This window comes from Pusillimonas sp. (assembly GCF_035515275.1).
Lineage (GTDB): Bacteria > Pseudomonadota > Gammaproteobacteria > Burkholderiales > Burkholderiaceae_B > Pusillimonas.
This window is the reverse complement of the sequence record NZ_DATJBQ010000102.1, coordinates 1-15,538: the sequence shown is the minus strand read 5'-3', so window position 1 is coordinate 15,538 and position 15,538 is coordinate 1. Positions and strand designations below refer to the sequence as shown.

20 protein-coding genes are annotated in these 15,538 nt (G+C 59.5%); 7 read left to right on the top strand and 13 right to left on the bottom strand.

Annotated elements, in window-relative coordinates:
- Positions 1–237: 237 nt before the first annotated feature.
- The 7 genes from hslU to VL003_RS07585 all read right to left on the bottom strand — a co-directional run bounded on the left by hslU (position 238) and on the right by VL003_RS07585 (position 5,249).
- On the bottom strand, positions 238–1,569 hold the full coding sequence (gene hslU, locus VL003_RS07615) for an ATP-dependent protease ATPase subunit HslU (protein WP_325441178.1): 1,332 nt from the start codon (positions 1,567–1,569) through the stop codon (positions 238–240).
- A 213-nt stretch (positions 1,570–1,782) separates the two neighbouring features.
- A complete protein-coding gene (hslV, locus tag VL003_RS07610) occupies positions 1,783–2,316 on the bottom strand; it encodes an ATP-dependent protease subunit HslV (RefSeq protein ID WP_325441176.1) in 534 nt (177 codons plus the stop codon).
- 61 nt (positions 2,317–2,377) lie between these two features.
- Entirely contained in the window at positions 2,378–2,656 is a 279-nt protein-coding gene (locus VL003_RS07605; RefSeq protein ID WP_325441174.1) for a type II toxin-antitoxin system RelE/ParE family toxin, read from the bottom strand.
- A gap of 4 nt (positions 2,657–2,660) precedes the next feature.
- The gene (relB, locus tag VL003_RS07600) at positions 2,661–2,876 is read right to left on the bottom strand and encodes a type II toxin-antitoxin system RelB family antitoxin (protein ID WP_325441172.1); all 216 of its coding nucleotides are present in this window, start codon (positions 2,874–2,876) and stop codon (positions 2,661–2,663) included.
- A 112-nt stretch (positions 2,877–2,988) separates the two neighbouring features.
- The gene (gene dksA / locus VL003_RS07595) at positions 2,989–3,432 is read right to left on the bottom strand and encodes an RNA polymerase-binding protein DksA (protein ID WP_325441170.1); all 444 of its coding nucleotides are present in this window, start codon (positions 3,430–3,432) and stop codon (positions 2,989–2,991) included.
- 53 nt (positions 3,433–3,485) lie between these two features.
- Complete coding sequence (locus tag VL003_RS07590) at positions 3,486–4,574, bottom strand: CobW family GTP-binding protein (protein WP_325441168.1); 1,089 nt, start codon at positions 4,572–4,574, stop codon at positions 3,486–3,488.
- A gap of 171 nt (positions 4,575–4,745) precedes the next feature.
- A complete protein-coding gene (locus VL003_RS07585) occupies positions 4,746–5,249 on the bottom strand; it encodes a Fur family transcriptional regulator (RefSeq protein ID WP_325441166.1) in 504 nt (167 codons plus the stop codon).
- Positions 5,250–5,403: 154 nt separating this feature from the next.
- Here VL003_RS07585 and VL003_RS07580 point away from each other — a divergent pair, with 154 nt between their 5' ends.
- Genes VL003_RS07580 through VL003_RS07565 form a run of 4 tightly spaced genes read left to right on the top strand, consistent with a single transcriptional unit; the run spans position 5,404 to position 8,239 of the window.
- Positions 5,404–5,574: a hypothetical protein gene (locus VL003_RS07580; protein WP_325441164.1), complete on the top strand. Its 171-nt coding sequence runs from the start codon at positions 5,404–5,406 to the stop codon at positions 5,572–5,574.
- Complete coding sequence (gene aztA / locus VL003_RS07575; RefSeq protein WP_325441163.1) at positions 5,538–6,287, top strand: zinc ABC transporter ATP-binding protein AztA; 750 nt, start codon at positions 5,538–5,540, stop codon at positions 6,285–6,287. The genes VL003_RS07580 and aztA overlap by 37 nt, the downstream gene beginning before the upstream one ends.
- Positions 6,288–6,297: 10 nt before the next feature.
- The gene (locus VL003_RS07570) at positions 6,298–7,197 is read left to right on the top strand and encodes a metal ABC transporter permease (RefSeq protein WP_325441161.1); all 900 of its coding nucleotides are present in this window, start codon (positions 6,298–6,300) and stop codon (positions 7,195–7,197) included.
- A gap of 55 nt (positions 7,198–7,252) precedes the next feature.
- Entirely contained in the window at positions 7,253–8,239 is a 987-nt protein-coding gene (locus VL003_RS07565) for a metal ABC transporter substrate-binding protein (RefSeq protein WP_325441159.1), read from the top strand.
- Between the two features lie 455 nt (positions 8,240–8,694).
- Here VL003_RS07565 and xerC read toward each other — a convergent pair whose 3' ends face one another.
- Genes xerC through VL003_RS07540 form a run of 5 tightly spaced genes read right to left on the bottom strand, consistent with a single transcriptional unit; the run spans position 8,695 to position 13,053 of the window.
- Positions 8,695–9,687 (bottom strand): tyrosine recombinase XerC, encoded by a 993-nt coding sequence (xerC, locus tag VL003_RS07560; RefSeq protein ID WP_325441157.1) that lies wholly within the window; start codon positions 9,685–9,687, stop codon positions 8,695–8,697.
- Between the two features lie 2 nt (positions 9,688–9,689).
- Positions 9,690–10,376: a DUF484 family protein gene (locus tag VL003_RS07555; RefSeq protein WP_325441155.1), complete on the bottom strand. Its 687-nt coding sequence runs from the start codon at positions 10,374–10,376 to the stop codon at positions 9,690–9,692.
- Between the two features lie 32 nt (positions 10,377–10,408).
- Entirely contained in the window at positions 10,409–11,284 is an 876-nt protein-coding gene (gene dapF / locus VL003_RS07550; RefSeq protein ID WP_325441153.1) for a diaminopimelate epimerase, read from the bottom strand.
- A gap of 13 nt (positions 11,285–11,297) precedes the next feature.
- Entirely contained in the window at positions 11,298–12,188 is an 891-nt protein-coding gene (locus tag VL003_RS07545; protein ID WP_325441151.1) for a lysophospholipid acyltransferase family protein, read from the bottom strand.
- Complete coding sequence (locus tag VL003_RS07540; RefSeq protein WP_325441150.1) at positions 12,175–13,053, bottom strand: lysophospholipid acyltransferase family protein; 879 nt, start codon at positions 13,051–13,053, stop codon at positions 12,175–12,177. The genes VL003_RS07545 and VL003_RS07540 overlap by 14 nt, the downstream gene beginning before the upstream one ends.
- 241 nt (positions 13,054–13,294) lie before the next feature.
- On the opposite strand from VL003_RS07540, the gene metK reads away from it, so the two are divergent.
- Positions 13,295–14,458 (top strand): methionine adenosyltransferase, encoded by a 1,164-nt coding sequence (metK, locus tag VL003_RS07535; protein ID WP_325441148.1) that lies wholly within the window; start codon positions 13,295–13,297, stop codon positions 14,456–14,458.
- 151 nt (positions 14,459–14,609) lie between these two features.
- Complete coding sequence (locus VL003_RS07530) at positions 14,610–14,870, top strand: DUF1289 domain-containing protein (RefSeq protein WP_325441146.1); 261 nt, start codon at positions 14,610–14,612, stop codon at positions 14,868–14,870.
- A gap of 146 nt (positions 14,871–15,016) precedes the next feature.
- Here the strand turns inward: VL003_RS07530 and VL003_RS07525 are convergent, their stop codons facing one another.
- Entirely contained in the window at positions 15,017–15,184 is a 168-nt protein-coding gene (locus VL003_RS07525; protein ID WP_325441144.1) for a hypothetical protein, read from the bottom strand.
- 117 nt (positions 15,185–15,301) lie between these two features.
- Here VL003_RS07525 and VL003_RS07520 point away from each other — a divergent pair.
- Positions 15,302–15,538: hypothetical protein (locus tag VL003_RS07520; RefSeq protein ID WP_325441142.1), on the top strand; the 237-nt coding region annotated here is incomplete at its 3' end.

Here is a 15,538-nt window from a genome sequence, read left to right as displayed (position 1 = left end):
CGCCGGAAGACTGGGCTTCTTGCGCCTGCGCGGGCGCCACAACCGCTGCCACGCTGACAAGGCCGGCCATTACCGCCGGTACAACAGTACGAATACGAAAAGACATGCCTGGCTCCTGAATTGCATGTCTTCATGATAACGCGTTGGAACGCGAATACGCAGGAACAGCGGACGCCATGACACTGCTACCAGCGCACGATAAGAATTTTGTGTGCGCTGGTTGCAAGTGTTGCCAAGTTACAGCACGTACCTGGCCAAGTCTTCGCGGTTGGCTGTTTCTTCCAGCTTGTCGTTCACGTAGGCGGCGTCGATGGTTACGGTTTGGCCGCTGTTGGCGGTGGCGTCGAACGACAAATCTTCAAGCAAGCGCTCCATTACCGTGTACAGGCGGCGCGCGCCGATGTTCTCGGTGGTTTCGTTGACACTGAAAGCCAGTTCGGCCAGGCGCCGTATGCCCTCTTGGGTAAAGTCGAGCTTGACGTCCTCGGTTTCCATCAGGGCCCGATACTGCTTGGTCAACGAGGCATCGGTGGCGGAAAGAATCTGCACGAAGTCGTCGGCGGTTAGTGAATCGAGCTCGACCCGTATGGGAAAGCGGCCCTGCAGTTCAGGGATCAGGTCGGAGGGCTTGGAAAGGTGAAACGCGCCCGAAGCAATGAACAGAATATGGTCGGTACGCACCACGCCGTATTTGGTGTTGACGGCCGTACCTTCAACCAGGGGCAGCAGGTCGCGCTGCACCCCTTGGCGCGAAACCTCGCCACTGCTGTTTTCTTGACGGGTGGTGATTTTGTCGATTTCGTCCAGAAACACGATGCCGTTTTGCTCGGCGTTGTTGACGGCGACGGTGCGCAGGTCTTCTTCGTTGATGCGCCGCGAGGCTTCTTCTTCAACCAGCAGCTTGAAGGCTTCTTTAACGGTCAGTTTGCGGCTTTTGGTCTTGTCGCGGCCCAGGCCGGCGAACATGCCGCGCAACTGCTCGGTCATTTCCTCCATGCCGGGGGGCGCCATGATTTCCATCTGTGGCATGGGTTGGGCCACGTCGATCTCGATCATGGTGTCGTCCAGGCGGCCCTCGCGCAGGCGCTTGCGAAAGGTTTGACGGGTGCTGTTCTCTTCGCGTTCGGGTTCGCCCTGGGCGTTGCGTGCGGGGGTCAGCAGCACATCCAGAATGCGGTCTTCGGCGGCGTCTTCGGCCTGGGTGCGCACGCGGCGCATTTCCACTTCGCGCGTTTGCTTGATGGAAATTTCGACCAGGTCGCGAATAATGGTGTCGACGTCGCGGCCCACATAACCCACTTCGGTGAACTTGGTGGCTTCTATTTTTATGAAGGGCGCATTGGCCAGCTTGGCCAGGCGGCGGGCGATTTCAGTCTTGCCCACGCCGGTGGGCCCGATCATAAGAATGTTCTTGGGAACGATTTCGTTGCGCAGGGGGGCGGGCACCTGCTGGCGGCGCCAGCGGTTGCGCAGCGCCACGGCGACCGAGCGTTTGGCGCGGTTCTGCCCGACAATGTTTTTGTCGAGCTCCGAGACGATTTCGCCGGGGGTCATGTTTGTTGCAGACATGTTTGAACTCTATTAAAAGTTAGGTCGGTACGCGCGTCGTCGCCACACTGTTGGCATTAAGGTAGCGCTGTTAAGTGCACCTGCGCCTGTCAAAATGCGTGAGCGGCTCGCGATAAACACCAAGGGCGGGTATGGACCACGGGCTTGTATGCCCAAGGCTGCCAAAGCAACCCAGAAGGGCCTGTGCCCGCCTAAGGGGCTTTCGCAATAGGCTTACAACGTTTCTACAATGTGATTCTGATTGGTGTAAATGCACAGCTCGCCGGCGATTTCCAGCGATTTTTTTACGATGTCGGCGGGGGGCAGATCGGTGTGCTGCAGCAGGGCCAGCGCGGCCGACTGGGCGTAGGCGCCGCCCGAGCCGATGGCGGCCAGGCCGTGTTCGGGCTCAAGTACGTCGCCGTTGCCGGTAAGCACTAAAGAGTGTTCGTGGTCGGCCACAATAAGCATGGCTTCCAGGCGGCGCAGCACCCGGTCGGTGCGCCAGTCGCGCGTAAGCTCTACGGCTGCGCGCAGCAGGTTGCCTTGGTGTTTTTCAAGCTTGGCTTCGAATCGTTCTTGAAGCGTGAAGGCGTCGGCGGTGGCGCCGGCAAAACCGGCCAGCACTTTGTCGTGGTAAAGGCGGCGAATTTTACGTGCCGTGCCCTTGAAAACGATATTGCCCAGCGTAACCTGCCCGTCGCCGCCAATGGCAACCTGGTCGCCCCGACGAACACAAATAATGGTGGTGGCGTGAAATTGTTCCATGAATCCTTCCTGTGAGGCTTGTAGATAAGGGCGGAAGGCTGGAATTCAAGGGTGCGCGAGCCTACTCTGGATACTGTTGTCGCGCGTGCAAGATGTTAATTATTTCGATATCAGTCGCCGTAACCCGGTAAACAATAATGTAATTTGGATGCGCGACGATTTCGCGTGTGCCTGATACGCGCCCATTTCTATATAAATAAGGGTGTTCGGCCACCGGCAGCACGGCACTTTCGATAAGTTGCCGAATATTTCTTGCAGCCTGAGGGCTGCGCTCGGAGATGTAGCTTAGGATCTGGGCCAGATCGTTAACAGCCGAAGGTAACCAGGCAATTTTCAACACAGCCCTACGCGTTTGGCGTGTCGGGTTCGCTTGATGCGTTGTGACGATTTTCGGCGTTTTGAATAATGGCGTCCATCTGGGCCATTACTTGATCGTGAGGAATACTGGGGCCTGGGTTGGCCAGACTTGCCTGCACCTTGGCACGAAACCAACGGTCATGGCTATTGGCTTGTTCTTGGGTTTCGAATTCTGAAACGATAGGAGAGAGGGCAACGCTCATGGCAAGGCTCCTTGTTGATACCTAAGTGTAAGGCACTTGGCGTGAAGCTGCGAGGCGACGTGGCTGAAAAGGACCATGCCCCGGATCGGGGCATGTTGTTACTTGCTTCGGGTTAATCGCCGTAGAGTTTCTGGCGCATTTCGCGGCGCTCTTGGGCTTCGAGCGACAAGTTGGCGGTGGGGCGGGCCAGCAGACGTTGCAGGCCGATGGGCTCGCCGGTTTCTTCGCACCAGCCGTATTCGCCCGACTCGATCATCGCCAGCGATTGCTGCACTTTTTTAAGCAGCTTGCGTTCGCGGTCGCGGGTGCGAAGCTCGAGCGCGTGCTCTTCTTCGATGGTGGCGCGGTCGGCCGGGTCGGGAACGAACTGCGTTTCGCGCAGGTTCTCGGTGGTGGCGTCGGCGTTGTTAAGAATTTCTTGTTCGAGCTCTTTAAGCCGGTTGCGGAAGAACTCGAGCTGAGCCTCGTTCATGTAGTCGGACTCAGGCATTGCCAGAAGCTCTTTTTCGGTGAGCAAATGGCCCGGAGATTTATTGGCTGACGATTTTGTGGCCATGGTCTACCTCTTGTAGTAGTGAGTCGGCTCTCATAACTCGAGCGAACTTTCGGTTATGGGATAAGGCACTGTTCAAGCCCCTGGGTGAAAATTTCCTGGGGAAGTTTTCGGCCGATAAATACCATCTTAGTATTGGGCTTTTCGTTGGCAAGCCAGGGTTTGCCCGGCTCTGCGCCCATCATCATGTGCACGCCCTGAAACAGCAGGCGGCGCTTGCTGCCTTTTAAATACAAAATGCCTTTGTAGCGAAGCAGGTCTTCGCCGTACACCTGCACGATGCCGCCCAGAAAGTTTTCGAGGCGGTCGGGGTCGAACGGACGGTTAGAGCGGAACACAAAGGCACCGATTTCATCGTTGTGATGATGGTGGTGATGTTCGTGGCCGCAACCGGGGCCGCAATCGCCCTCGTGGTCGTGCCCATGGTCGTGGCCATGCTGATGCCCGTGGTCGTGCGCGGCGTCGGGGTGCTGCTCGGCCAGAAACTGGGGGTCGATGTCGAGGATGGTGTTCAGGTTGAAGCCGCTTACGTCGAGCAGCGACTTGATGTCGGCCTCGCCGAAATGCACCGGCGTGATGGGCGCGCGCGGGTTAATGTGCACCAGGCGCGAGCGCAGTGCCTCGTAGTCGGCTTCGTTGACCAGGTCTTTCTTGGAAACCAGAATAATGTCGGCAAAGCCCACTTGCTTTTGGGCTTCGTCTTGTTTGTCCAGGGTTTCCATGCCGTGCTTGGCATCGACCACCGTAATCACGGCGTCGAGCCGATAGTACTGGGCAATGTCGTCGTCCATGAAAAACGTTTGGCATACCGGGCCGGGGTTGGCCATGCCGGTGGTTTCAAGAATGACGCGGTCGAACTTGATTTGGCCCGATTCGCGCTGCGCGCGCAGCTCGGACAAAGCACGCTGCAGGTCGCCCCGAATAGTGCAGCACACGCAGCCGTTGCTAAGCTCAATGATTTGCTCGTCGCGCTCTTGGACCAGCAGTTCGTTGTCGATGCTTTCGGGCCCGAACTCGTTTTCAATGACGGCAATTTTCTGGCCGTGCTGTTCAGACAGAATGCGCTTAAGCAGCGTGGTTTTGCCCGCGCCCAAGAAGCCGGTAAGTATCGTAACCGGAACCATTTTGTCTAAACCCGATGCCATGTTGACGCTCAAAAAAAATCGTACAGCATGCGATTACAGCACAGCCCGACCAGAAGAGCAAACATCGGGCCAAGGTAAGCAGATTCGGATGAAAAGCCTTGTAACACAGTGAGTTAGGCGAGCTGCAGTCTGCCTGCGGCCAACCGGGCGGCACGGATGCCGATGTGCGTTTTAATGCCGATGCTCGTGTGCCGACCGAGTTTCGCCGTGAGCCTGCGCATGACAGGCATTGCACAGGGCCCGCAGTTCGGTTTCGTGGTGGCCCAGCACAAACCCCGCCGCAGCCACTTTGCGTGCCAGTTGCTTGCTTAGCGCCGGGTCGCTGAACTCGGCCACCGCGCCGCAACCGGTACAGATAACCAGCAGGTCGTGGGGTTCGCCGCCTGCATCCAGGCAGGCTGACCAGGCATTGACCGCATCGAGACGATGGATAAGGCCTTCTTCGATCAGGAAGTCGAGCGCGCGGTATACCGTGGGCGGCGCTGCGCCCGGGTGGATGCGCCGGATTTCATCGAGCAGATCGTAGGCTTTGACGCTGCGGCCTTGCTCGAGAAGAATTTGAAGCACTTGGCGCCGAATGGGCGTAAGACGCTTGCCGCGTTCGCGGCAAAGCGTTTCGGCGGTGGCCAATTGGGCCTGAATAGAGGTGCGCTTTGAGCTTGTGTCTGCAGCCATGTCAAGATAGAAGCGTGCCCATCTATAAAAGATAAAGGGGCGGGCCTGTTTAAGTACAACATGCAATAACGGTTCGGCGTAACGAACAGGCGTCAGAAATGTTATAACATAACGACTCTTCGTGGGCGGCGCGGTGTACCGCATAGTAGCGCGGATGCCCAATTTTTTATTTCTGATTATGCACCCCTTTTCCCTGTTCTCGCGCCGCTCGGCGGCTTACCGAGGGTCAGCCTTGCTGGCCTCCTCGTGGGGACGGGTGCTGCGCATGTTGTTGGCGGTAGTGTTTCTATGGGCGCTTACCGGCTGGGCGATGGGCTGGTGGTAAAAGAAATGGTCATCGAGCTGGACGACGTTTCGCTGGGCTGGCGCGGCGGGGTTGCGGTGCGCGGGGTTTCGGGCGGTTTTCGCCGCGGCTCGTTGACTGCGGTCTTCGGCCCAAACGGGGCGGGCAAGTCTACCTTGCTGAAAGGTATTGTGGGCCTGCTTAACCCGCTGAAAGGCCGTATCTCTTTGGCCGATGACCCGCGCCGCGGTCTGGCTTTTTTGCCCCAGGCCAACGAGCTTGACCGCAGTTTTCCCATTACGGTGTACGACCTGGTGGCCATGGGTGCCTGGCGCCGAGTGGGTGCCTGGGGGCGTTTTACGGCCGAAGAGCACGAGCGGATTGAGCGCGCGCTGGAAGCCGTGCATTTGTCAGACTTTCGCCAGCGCATTATTGGCACGCTTTCGGGCGGTCAGCTGCAGCGCGCCCTGTTTGCCCGACTTTTGCTGCACGATGCTCACACCTTGTTGTTGGATGAGCCTTTTGCCGCCGTCGACCGCGACACCACCGAAGACCTGATGAAACTGCTGGCCACCTGGCACGACGAAGGGCGGACCGTGGTGGTGGTGCTGCACGACCTTGAAATGGTGCGCGCCCATTTTCCTGAAACGCTATTGCTGGCCGGCCAGACGGTGGCATGGGGTAAGACGGCAAGCGTGCTGACGCCCGAGAACCTGCACCTGGCGCGGCATCTTTGTGCCGGAGACTTCTTATGAGAGGTGTCTCATGAACTGGGCATACGAATTTTTGCTGAGCCCCTTCATCGAATACGGCTTCATGCGTCGCGGCCTGGCCGGCTCATTGGCCCTGGCGTTTGCGGCGGGGCCACTGGGCGTGTTTTTGGTGTTGCGTCGCATGAGCCTGATGGGCGACGCCATGGCCCATGCCATTTTGCCCGGCGTGGCAGTGGGGTTTTTAACAGCGGGGCTATCGCTTAGCGCCATGACCATCGGCGGCATGGTTACCGGCATCGTCGTGGCCATGCTGGCCGGCCTGGTGGCGCGCGCCACGCCCTTGCGCGAAGACGCCAGTTTCGCCTCGTTTTACCTGATCTCGTTGGGTCTGGGTGTGTTGCTGGTGTCAATGCGCGGTTCCAACATGGACTTGATTCATGTCTTGTTCGGCACCGTGCTGGGGCTGGACGATGCCGCCCTGTTACTGGTTACCGCCGGTGCCAGCATTACCTTGCCCGCCTTGGCCCTGATTTACCGACCGCTGGTGGTCGAATGCCTGGATCCGGGCTTTTTAAGGGTGGAGCGCGGTCGAGGTTCGCTGATACACATGGTTTTCTTGCTGTTGCTGGTGCTTACTCTGGTGTCCGGCTTTCAGGTTCTGGGCACTTTAATGGTGGTTGGAATCATGATGCTGCCGGCTACCGCCGCCCGGTTCTGGGCGCGAACGGCCGGCCGCCAGATGGTGCTGGCGGCCGCAATCGGGTCCGTCTCTTCCTATGCCGGGCTCTTGCTGTCGTTTCAGACCAATGCTCCAGCGTCTTCCGCTATCATCCTTTCCGCCGGAACCGTCTACCTGCTTTCTATTGCAGTAGGGCCGTATGGCGGGTTGTTGCAGGCGGCTAGACACGCGTATGCTCGTCGGCGAAGACTGTCACAAACTGTGTCGCTATGAAACCGCATTCGCGCCGCGGAGTATTTGGCGCGTTACATTTCATGGAAATTCATTAATGTTGGTTCGAATGATGTCTCGCATGGGCATTAGCCGCGCCGCCCGGTTGCCGGCCTTTGCTTTCTTGGTCTTGAGCTTCTTTGCTGCGACCTGGTCCGTGGCCGCGTCCGGTAATAAGCCTCAACCTCTGCCCAAGCCCATGCCTGTCGTCGCCAGCTTTTCGGTACTGGGCGACATGGTGGCCGAAATTGGCGGCGACTACGTTAAAGTGACCAACATCATTGGCCTGGGCGGTGATGCCCATTCATTTGAACCCACACCCGAACAGGTACGCAGCTTGTCCAGTGCGCGAGTGCTTTTTATAAACGGCCTGGGCTTCGAAGCCTGGTTGCCCCGCCTGGTGGCATCGTCCAGTTTCAAGGGGTTGACCGTTGTAGCCTCTGACGGCGTCAAGCCCCGCAAGCTCGATTCGGACCATGCCGATCACGACGGCCACTCGCACGCCGGCGACATTGACCCGCACGCCTGGCAAAGCCTGACCAACGGCATGATCTATGCCCGCAATATCGCAGCCGGCCTGGCCAAAGCCGACCCCGCCCACGCCGCCGACTACACCGCCCGAGCCGGCCGCTATATAGAAGAAATGAAAAAGCTCGACGCCGAAGTGCGCCAGGCCTTGGGTCATATTTCGCCCGACAAACGCAAGGTGGTCGTGCCGCATGATTCGTTGGGCTATTTTGGCGCCGACTACGGAATACAGTTCATTCCCATTATGGGTATCTCCAACAAAGCCGAAGCCTCGGCCCGCGACGTCGCGGCTATAGTCGATCAAGTGCGCAAGATAGGCGGCGCAGCCGTGTTTCTGGAGAGCTCGGCCAACCCCAAAATGGCCGAACAGATCGCCCGAGAAACCGGCGCCAAAGTGGGCGGCACCCTGTACGTCGACACACTAAGCGAGTCTGACCAGCCCGCCGGCAGCTACCTGGGCATGTTCAAATGGAACGCCGGCCAACTGATCTACGTCTTAAAGCCCAACGGAAAATAGCACGTCCAAACCATCTACGTTGTAACGCCGAACGAAAAATGGCACGTCCAAATCACCCAATAATAAGGGTCCGGGCGGGCCTCCCTCATTTTGGACCTTCAGCGGCGCCGAATTTTTCAAGTTCAACGGCATATGAGGTTCCCAACTCACCTAATCAAAAGGGTCCGGGTGGGCCTCCCTCATTTTGGGCCTTCAGCCGCGCCGAATTTGTCAAGCTCGGCCGGGGGGCTTTCGGCGACAGCCTGTCCGAGCTCCGTAGCCGCGTAGCGGCTAAAGGGCGAGTTCTGCCGCCGCCCGGCCGAGCTTGAAAAATTCGGGTAGTTCCGCGAAGCGGAACCGCTGCTGCGGCCCAAAATGGGGGAGGCCCGCCCAGACCCGACTCAAGAACTCAAACACACGACCGCCCACACGACCGCCCACACGACCGCCCGAACAGACCGAACAGACGCGAACGATCAATCAGGCTTCCGCCCCGCCCGCGGATGCGCCCGGTCATAAACCGCCGCCAAATGCTGAAAATCCAGCCGCGTATAAATTTGCGTCGTAGAAATATTCGAATGCCCCAGCAGCTCTTGCACCGCCCGTAGATCTTGCGCCGACTGCAGCAAATGGCTGGCAAAACTATGCCGCAAGCTATGCGGATACACATTGACCGGCAAGCCCGCCAGCGTAGCCACCGCATTCAGCTGCCTCTGCACCACGCGCGGTGAAATACGTTTCCCGCGTGCGCCCAGAAAAAGCGCCGCGAACGAGTTCGGGTCCGTTTCAAGCGACGCATTACCGGCCAGATTCGGCCGCTCTTTCAGCCAGCGCTGCAAGGCATCTAGTGCCTGGCTGCCCAAGGGCACACTGCGTTTCTTACCGCCTTTGCCCAGTATGGTGGCCTCGCCCTCGTCAAGTTGAACCCAGCTTTGCGACTCATAATCGCCAGTGCGCACATACCGCCAGTCGAGGCTGACCAGCTCGGCCAAGCGTAGCCCACTCGAATACAACACCTCGAACATCGCCTGGTCACGACACTCGACCGGTGATTTCGGCGCCGGCAGGCCGGGCCTGTCGAGCAGCACCTGCGCCTGTTCAACCGATAAAGCCTTGGGCAAGCCGCGCGGCACTTTCGGGGCGCGCACCCCCGCCGCCGGGTTGTGCGACATACCCGACAAAGGCGCCCACCACTGAAAGAACCCGCGCCAGGCGGCCAGCGCCCGTGCCAGACTGCGCGGCGAATGCCCCTGCGCATGCAGGCGGGCCACGGCCTGACGTATATGGCTTTCAGTAAAAGCGTGTAGCGGCGTGTCTGGCTGCAGGCGAACCAGATGTTGAAGATCGCGCCTGTAGCCCTGCAAGGTATGTTTGGAATAGCGGCGGTTGCCGTGCAAATACCCTAACCATTGATCCATGGCCGCAGGCAGCACGGGCGCAGCGCCTTGATCGACGCTGTGCGCATTCATCGTTAAGCCGTCTCAGGCGCCACAGGCGAAGGCGCGCGCAGGCGGCACAGCCCCGCGCCGGCCAGGTCGCTGATCACGCCCAGAAAATCGGTGGCCATGTCTGTTGTGAAACGCTCGGGGTCGTCAGAGCCCAGCACCAGCAGGCCGAAAGACTCGGCCGAATCAGTGGGCCGCAACGCCACAATAGCCAGCGAAGCGGGCGGCGTGCCCAACCAGCCGGCCGCTTCTTGCCCTTGCAGCGGGCCGCAATACGGCGTGGCTAATTCGTTTGCATACTGGCGAATGCCGTCGGTCACGTCCTGGCCGAATTCGCTGTCGGCCATGGAAGGCGTGTTCCACAGGCGCAGGGCAATGCTTTGCAGGTCGAACAGGTCGCTTAAGCTGCGCACAATATGCCCGGGCAATTGCGCGGCGTTGTCTTCGGCCAGCATGCGGCAGCACCAGGCCCTTAACGTCTTGCTTATTTTTTCGTTGCCGGCGGCGTTGTGTATTAAGCCCGAAAGCTTCCACTCAAGATCTTTGGTCTTGGCGCGCAGGATCATGATCTGACGCTCGCCCAGCGAAATGGCACGCGTTTCGTGGGGGTGGGGCACCCGCAAGTTGGCAAACAGGTCGGCATGTTCCTGGAAAAACTGGGGGTTTTCTTGCAGGAACAATGCCACGTCGTCGGCGTTCAGGCTGGTGCTCATGTCTGGAATGCTTCCTTGAAAATTTTGGTTTGCTAAGTTGCGGCGGCGGGCGCCAGCGCGTCGATGTCGATTTGCCCGGTGAATACGCTAACGGCCGGGCCGCTCATGCGAAGCGCCGCGCCGTTCCAGGCCACGGTTAGCGGCCCACCGCGAGTATGGACCACCACCGGGCTGTCGAGCAAGCCGCGCCTTATACCCGCCACGGCGGCCGCGCAAGCGCCCGTGCCGCAGGCCAGGGTTTCGCCCGCGCCCCGTTCGTACACGCGCAACTTGATCGTGTGGCGGTCCAGCACCTGCATATAGCCCGCGTTTACGCGGTGAGCAAAGCGCGGGTGCGATTCAATCTGGGGCCCGGTTTGCGCAACCCGTGCCGCGTCAACGTCTTCGACCACCTGCACGGCATGCGGGTTGGAAATAGCCACCAAAGAAAGCTCGGCGCTTTCGCCGCCTTCCAGAGGCAGCGTCCATACAGTGTCTTGGGCCAATGGACGGGACGCCAGACCTTGCGCGTTGAACCCTACGTCTGCCGGCTCGAAGCGCGTGGCGCCCATGTCGACCGTGACCTCGCCCGAAGGCTCTTCGGTCAGGGTGATGAGTCCGGTGCAGATTTCAGCCCGCAGGGGGTTGCGGCGCGACAGCCCCTGCTCGTGCACGAAGCGCACAAAACAGCGCGCGCCGTTGCCGCAATGCTCAACCTCGCCGCCGTCGGCGTTGAAGATGCGATAGCGAAAGTCGGCCTCAGGGTGGTGCGGCGCTTCGACCAATAAAACCTGGTCGGCACCGATGCCAAAGTGACGGTCAGCCAGCGCGCGGGCGCGCTCGGGGGTCAGGTGTATGGCTTGGCGCACGCCGTCCAGCACAATAAAGTCGTTGCCGGCGCCCTGCATTTTGGTGAAGTTCCAGATCATGGCTTTCAATCAATCAATAGGGGCGCTCTTCACCCGGCGGGCGGGTCTTGAAGCGTCGGTGTACCCAATAGTACTGCGTGGGGTCGCGCTCTACCCAGGTTTCCAGCAACCGGTTCAGGCGGGCCGTGGCGTCTTCCAACGATTGCTCGCCCGGGAAGTCGGCAATGGGGGGCAGTACATCCACGTGGTAATGGCCGGTGTCAATATCAAGACGGCTGACAATAGGCACCACGGCCGCCTCCCAGGTTTTGGCAATTTGGGCGGTGGTAAGCAGCGTGGCGGCGGGCACGCCAAAAAACGGCACAAAGGCGGCGCCCTCGGTGCCCCAGTCCATATCGGGCAGGTAATACACCGGCACGCCCTTGCGCAACTGGCGGATCAGGCCGCGCACGCCGTCGCGGCGGCTGATTAAATGCACGGTGTTGAAGCGCCCGCGCCCTTCACGCACCAATTGGTCTACGTACGGGTCGCTTTGCGGCGTATACAGGGTGGCCGAAGTTTCAAGAAACAGCGTCAGGCGTGTGGCGGCGGCATCCAGCCCGATAAAGTGCGGAGCCAGCAAAATTATGGGGCGCTTGGCGTCGAGCAAGGCCTGCAAGTGCTGCAGCCCCTCGATGGAAATGGTGGCTTCAATGCGCTCGCGCGTGCCGAACCATAGCAGGCCGCGGTCAACCACCGACTGCGCCAACAGTTGAAAATGCGTGCGCAACCAGGCTTCGCGCTGCTGTTCGCTGTGTTGTGGAAAGCACAGCTTGAGGTTGGTGCGCACAATGTGCGCGCGCGAGCCCAGTATGCGCGGCGCAAGCCAGCCCAAGGCGCGGCCCCAGCGCAACCGTGTGCGGGTGGCGCAGCGGCCAAAGTACGAAAACACGCTGGTCAGCACGCGGGTTTTATAAAGCTTCATGCGTTGCCGTTCCTTCGTGCCCGGCGCCAGGCGGGGGCGGCGCGCCGGCGGGCGTTTTGTAGCGGTTGTAGCTCCATAGGTATTGCTCGGGAAAGCGGCGTATCAGGCTTTCCATGGTTGAATTGATTAAGGTGGCCTGTTCAAGTGGGTCGGTGGGAAAAGGGTCGGGCAGGCGCAGGTAATGTATACGCCAGCCTTTGCCGCGCGGCAGGCGTTCGCCGGCGGTAAGTATTACCGCCACCCCGGTTTGCGCGGCCAGTTTACCGGCCAGCGTCATGGTGTAGGCCGGGCGCCCAAAAAAAGGCGCCCACACGCCGTCGCCCTGGCTGGGCGCCTGGTCGGGCAGCATGCCCACGGCTTCGCCGCGCTTCAGGGCGCGCACGAATTCGCGTATGCCTTGCATATTGGCGGGAACGGCGCGCAAGGCTGAGGTATTGCGCGCGCTTTCCATGACCGGGGCCAGTACTTCTTTACGGGGCGGGCGGAACATGACCGTGATCGGCCCGTGCAGGGTCTGGTAGCGCCCGGCGATTTCAAAGCAGCCCAGGTGCGGCGTTAAATACAACACGCCGCGCCCTTCGGCCAGGGCTTGCTTTACCACCGTGTCGTCGTCGCAAATGGTTTTGGCCAGGCTTTGCTCGCTGCGCAGCCATACCTTGGGCAGCTCCATGATCATGGCGCCGGCCTGTGCGGCGGCGCGCCCGGCAAAGGCCGGGTCGGTGTAGCCCGCCTGGCGGGCGTTGGCTTGGATGCGCTGACGGTATTTGCCCGGTTTGGCGTAGGCAATGCGCCCCGCCACACGGCCTATGCCATGCAACAACGGCAGCGGCAGCCAGGCCAAAAAACGAAATACAGTCAACAGCATGAATGCTTATAACCCTTTTGTAAGTACTGAGAAAACGCCCAACACGCCATTTTCGCTTAAAATGCCAGGCATCGCTGAGTTAACCGACAACTTGTGGAGCGATGACGCCTTGGTTTTTTTACACGGCGTCTAAATACCGCTAAAGCGTCGCGCCCCGTATTGCAATACGTTCCAAGCCTGGGTGCAACGCGTTTCGTTCAACTTTAACGAGCCGTTTGCCGGCTTATAGGACGCATTCGCTGTGGTCAATAAAGACTTCCTCTTCACCTCTGAATCGGTCTCCGAAGGTCACCCCGACAAGGTCTCCGACCAAATCTCCGATTCCATTCTTGACGCCATTCTTACGCAAGACCCTTACGCCCGCGTTGCCGCTGAAACGCTGTGCAATACCGGTCTGGTCGTGCTGGCTGGCGAAATCACCACCACCGCCAACGTAGATTACATTCAGGTGGCGCGCGACACCATCAAGCGCATCGGCTACGACAACACCGACTACGGTATTGACTATAAAGGCTGCGCGGTGCTGGTGGCCTACGACAAGCAATCGCCCGACATCGCCAAAGGCGTCGACCGCAACCCCGAAGCCAATATGGACCAGGGCGCCGGCGACCAGGGCTTGATGTTCGGCTACGCTTGCGATGAAACGCCCGACTACATGCCCGCGCCCATTTGGTATTCGCACCGTCTGGTGCAGCGCCAGAGCGAACTGCGCAAAGACGGTCGCTTGCCCTGGCTGCGCCCCGACGCCAAGTCGCAGGTTACTTTCCGCTATGTCGACGGCAAGCCTGTCGAGGTCGACACGGTGGTGCTTTCCACTCAGCACTCGCCCGACATTTCGCAAGCCGACATTCGCGAAGCGGTCATTGAAGAAATCATCAAGCCCAGCTTCCCCGAAGGGCTGCTTACGGCTCAGACGAAATTCATGATCAACCCCACCGGTATTTTTGTCATCGGCGGGCCGCAGGGCGACTGCGGGCTGACCGGCCGCAAGATTATCGTCGACACCTACGGCGGCGCGTGCCCACACGGCGGCGGCGCGTTCTCGGGCAAAGATCCTTCCAAGGTCGACCGCTCGGCTGCCTATGCCGCGCGTTACGTGGCCAAGAATATTGTGGCGGCCGGTTTGGCCAGCCAGTGCCAGGTGCAGATCAGCTACGCCATCGGCGTGGCCGAGCCCATCAACATCACGGTCAACACCAATGGCACGGGTGTCATTTCCGACGACAAGATCGCCATGCTGGTGCGCGAGCATTTCGACCTTCGTCCGAAGGGCATTATCAATATGCTCGACCTGTTGCGTCCCATCTACGCAAAAACGGCTGCCTATGGTCACTTTGGCCGTGCCGAGCCGGAGTTTTCGTGGGAAGCCACTGACAAGGTGCAGGTACTTAAGAAAGCGGCCTGATCGCCGGCTGCTTTGCTCTGGGCCGTGTTGTTCCGGCCCGGGGTTGTTTTTCCCGACATTGCTGTCGGGCTCTGGGCCCCCGGCTTCACCTGGCCGGGGCGGCCTTGTCGGCGATTCTGCACGCAGGCCGTGCACGAATTTAGGAGCTTTTATGGCCGACAGCGGCAATCACGATTCGCCCGATTCTTCGAAGCGCGATCCTTCATACAATTCAAACGACGACCCCACGTACAACCCGAACGACCGCGATTCGCCCTGCGTGGCGGTGTGCTCGACGCTTTATGACGATGTTTGCCGGGGGTGTGGGCGAACGGTGATGGAAGTGGCGAATTGGGTGTTTTTCTCGGAAACCGAGAAACGCGCGGTGTGGGACCGTATTCTTTCTGAAGGCTACCCGCGGCGGAATAACTAGTTCCGTATTCGACGGCGTCGCTTCGGGGTCTATTTCGTTGTTGTGCCTTTCGCCTGCGCGTGGCGTTGCTGGTTCTTAATGTGGCGTTGCTTGCTCTTAAGGCCCCGATATAAGGGGGGTCGGAGATGCCGGCCGACCCCCAGAAATTAACCCGAGTGCGCGCGCTTGCCGGGATTTTTCTTGTGGTGGGTATGCGCGCCACGCTCCAGGCTCACACGTTGGCCGCGGCCTTGTGTTCTAGCGCTCATGCCCTTGGGGGCGGCGGGAGCGGGAGTGCGCTTGCGGTCGGCTTCAGTAACGATTTTGTTGCCCATGGAAATCTCTCCAGTTTGATAAAGCTAGCTATTGTTCCACATTCGCTCGGTTTATTCTCGACAGCAGGAAACAGGCAGAGGCTATGCCCGGCAATTCCTTGATTTGGCTACTACTACATGTCTACATCAGAACCAACTGTCTTTTTACTTATTGTCGTGTTTGTTCTGGTCCTTCTCGCCAGAAACTGGCTGAAGGGGCGCCAACCAAAGCGCGCCTGGAAATCGACATTGACACTGCAGCAATACTTGCAGCAGCACCCAAAATGCAAAACCGACAAGGGCATCAAATGTTGCGTCTGCGGTTCAACAAGCATTCAAAACCAGGGCCTTCGATCCAATAAAGACCCCGATCGA

Bases quoted from the DNA above. Each gene is read 5' to 3' on its own strand.
- VL003_RS07580 (WP_325441164.1), top strand. From the start codon at position 5,404: ATGCCCAATTTTTTATTTCTGATTATGCACCCCTTTTCCCTGTTCTCG.
- VL003_RS07565 (WP_325441159.1), top strand. From the start codon at position 7,253: ATGTTGGTTCGAATGATGTCTCGCATGGGCATTAGCCGCGCCGCCCGG.
- dksA (WP_325441170.1), bottom strand. From the start codon at position 3,432: ATGGCCACAAAATCGTCAGCCAATAAATCTCCGGGCCATTTGCTCACC.
- aztA (WP_325441163.1), top strand. From the start codon at position 5,538: ATGGGCGCTTACCGGCTGGGCGATGGGCTGGTGGTAAAAGAAATGGTC.
- dapF (WP_325441153.1), bottom strand. From the start codon at position 11,284: ATGATCTGGAACTTCACCAAAATGCAGGGCGCCGGCAACGACTTTATT.
- VL003_RS07585 (WP_325441166.1), bottom strand. From the start codon at position 5,249: ATGGCTGCAGACACAAGCTCAAAGCGCACCTCTATTCAGGCCCAATTG.
- VL003_RS07525 (WP_325441144.1), bottom strand. From the start codon at position 15,184: ATGGGCAACAAAATCGTTACTGAAGCCGACCGCAAGCGCACTCCCGCT.
- VL003_RS07540 (WP_325441150.1), bottom strand. From the start codon at position 13,053: ATGCTGTTGACTGTATTTCGTTTTTTGGCCTGGCTGCCGCTGCCGTTG.
- VL003_RS07570 (WP_325441161.1), top strand. From the start codon at position 6,298: ATGAACTGGGCATACGAATTTTTGCTGAGCCCCTTCATCGAATACGGC.
- VL003_RS07590 (WP_325441168.1), bottom strand. From the start codon at position 4,574: ATGGCATCGGGTTTAGACAAAATGGTTCCGGTTACGATACTTACCGGC.
- hslU (WP_325441178.1), bottom strand. From the start codon at position 1,569: ATGTCTGCAACAAACATGACCCCCGGCGAAATCGTCTCGGAGCTCGAC.
- VL003_RS07555 (WP_325441155.1), bottom strand. From the start codon at position 10,376: ATGAGCACCAGCCTGAACGCCGACGACGTGGCATTGTTCCTGCAAGAA.
- hslV (WP_325441176.1), bottom strand. From the start codon at position 2,316: ATGGAACAATTTCACGCCACCACCATTATTTGTGTTCGTCGGGGCGAC.
- VL003_RS07530 (WP_325441146.1), top strand. From the start codon at position 14,610: ATGGCCGACAGCGGCAATCACGATTCGCCCGATTCTTCGAAGCGCGAT.
- relB (WP_325441172.1), bottom strand. From the start codon at position 2,876: ATGAGCGTTGCCCTCTCTCCTATCGTTTCAGAATTCGAAACCCAAGAA.
- VL003_RS07545 (WP_325441151.1), bottom strand. From the start codon at position 12,188: ATGAAGCTTTATAAAACCCGCGTGCTGACCAGCGTGTTTTCGTACTTT.
- xerC (WP_325441157.1), bottom strand. From the start codon at position 9,687: ATGAATGCGCACAGCGTCGATCAAGGCGCTGCGCCCGTGCTGCCTGCG.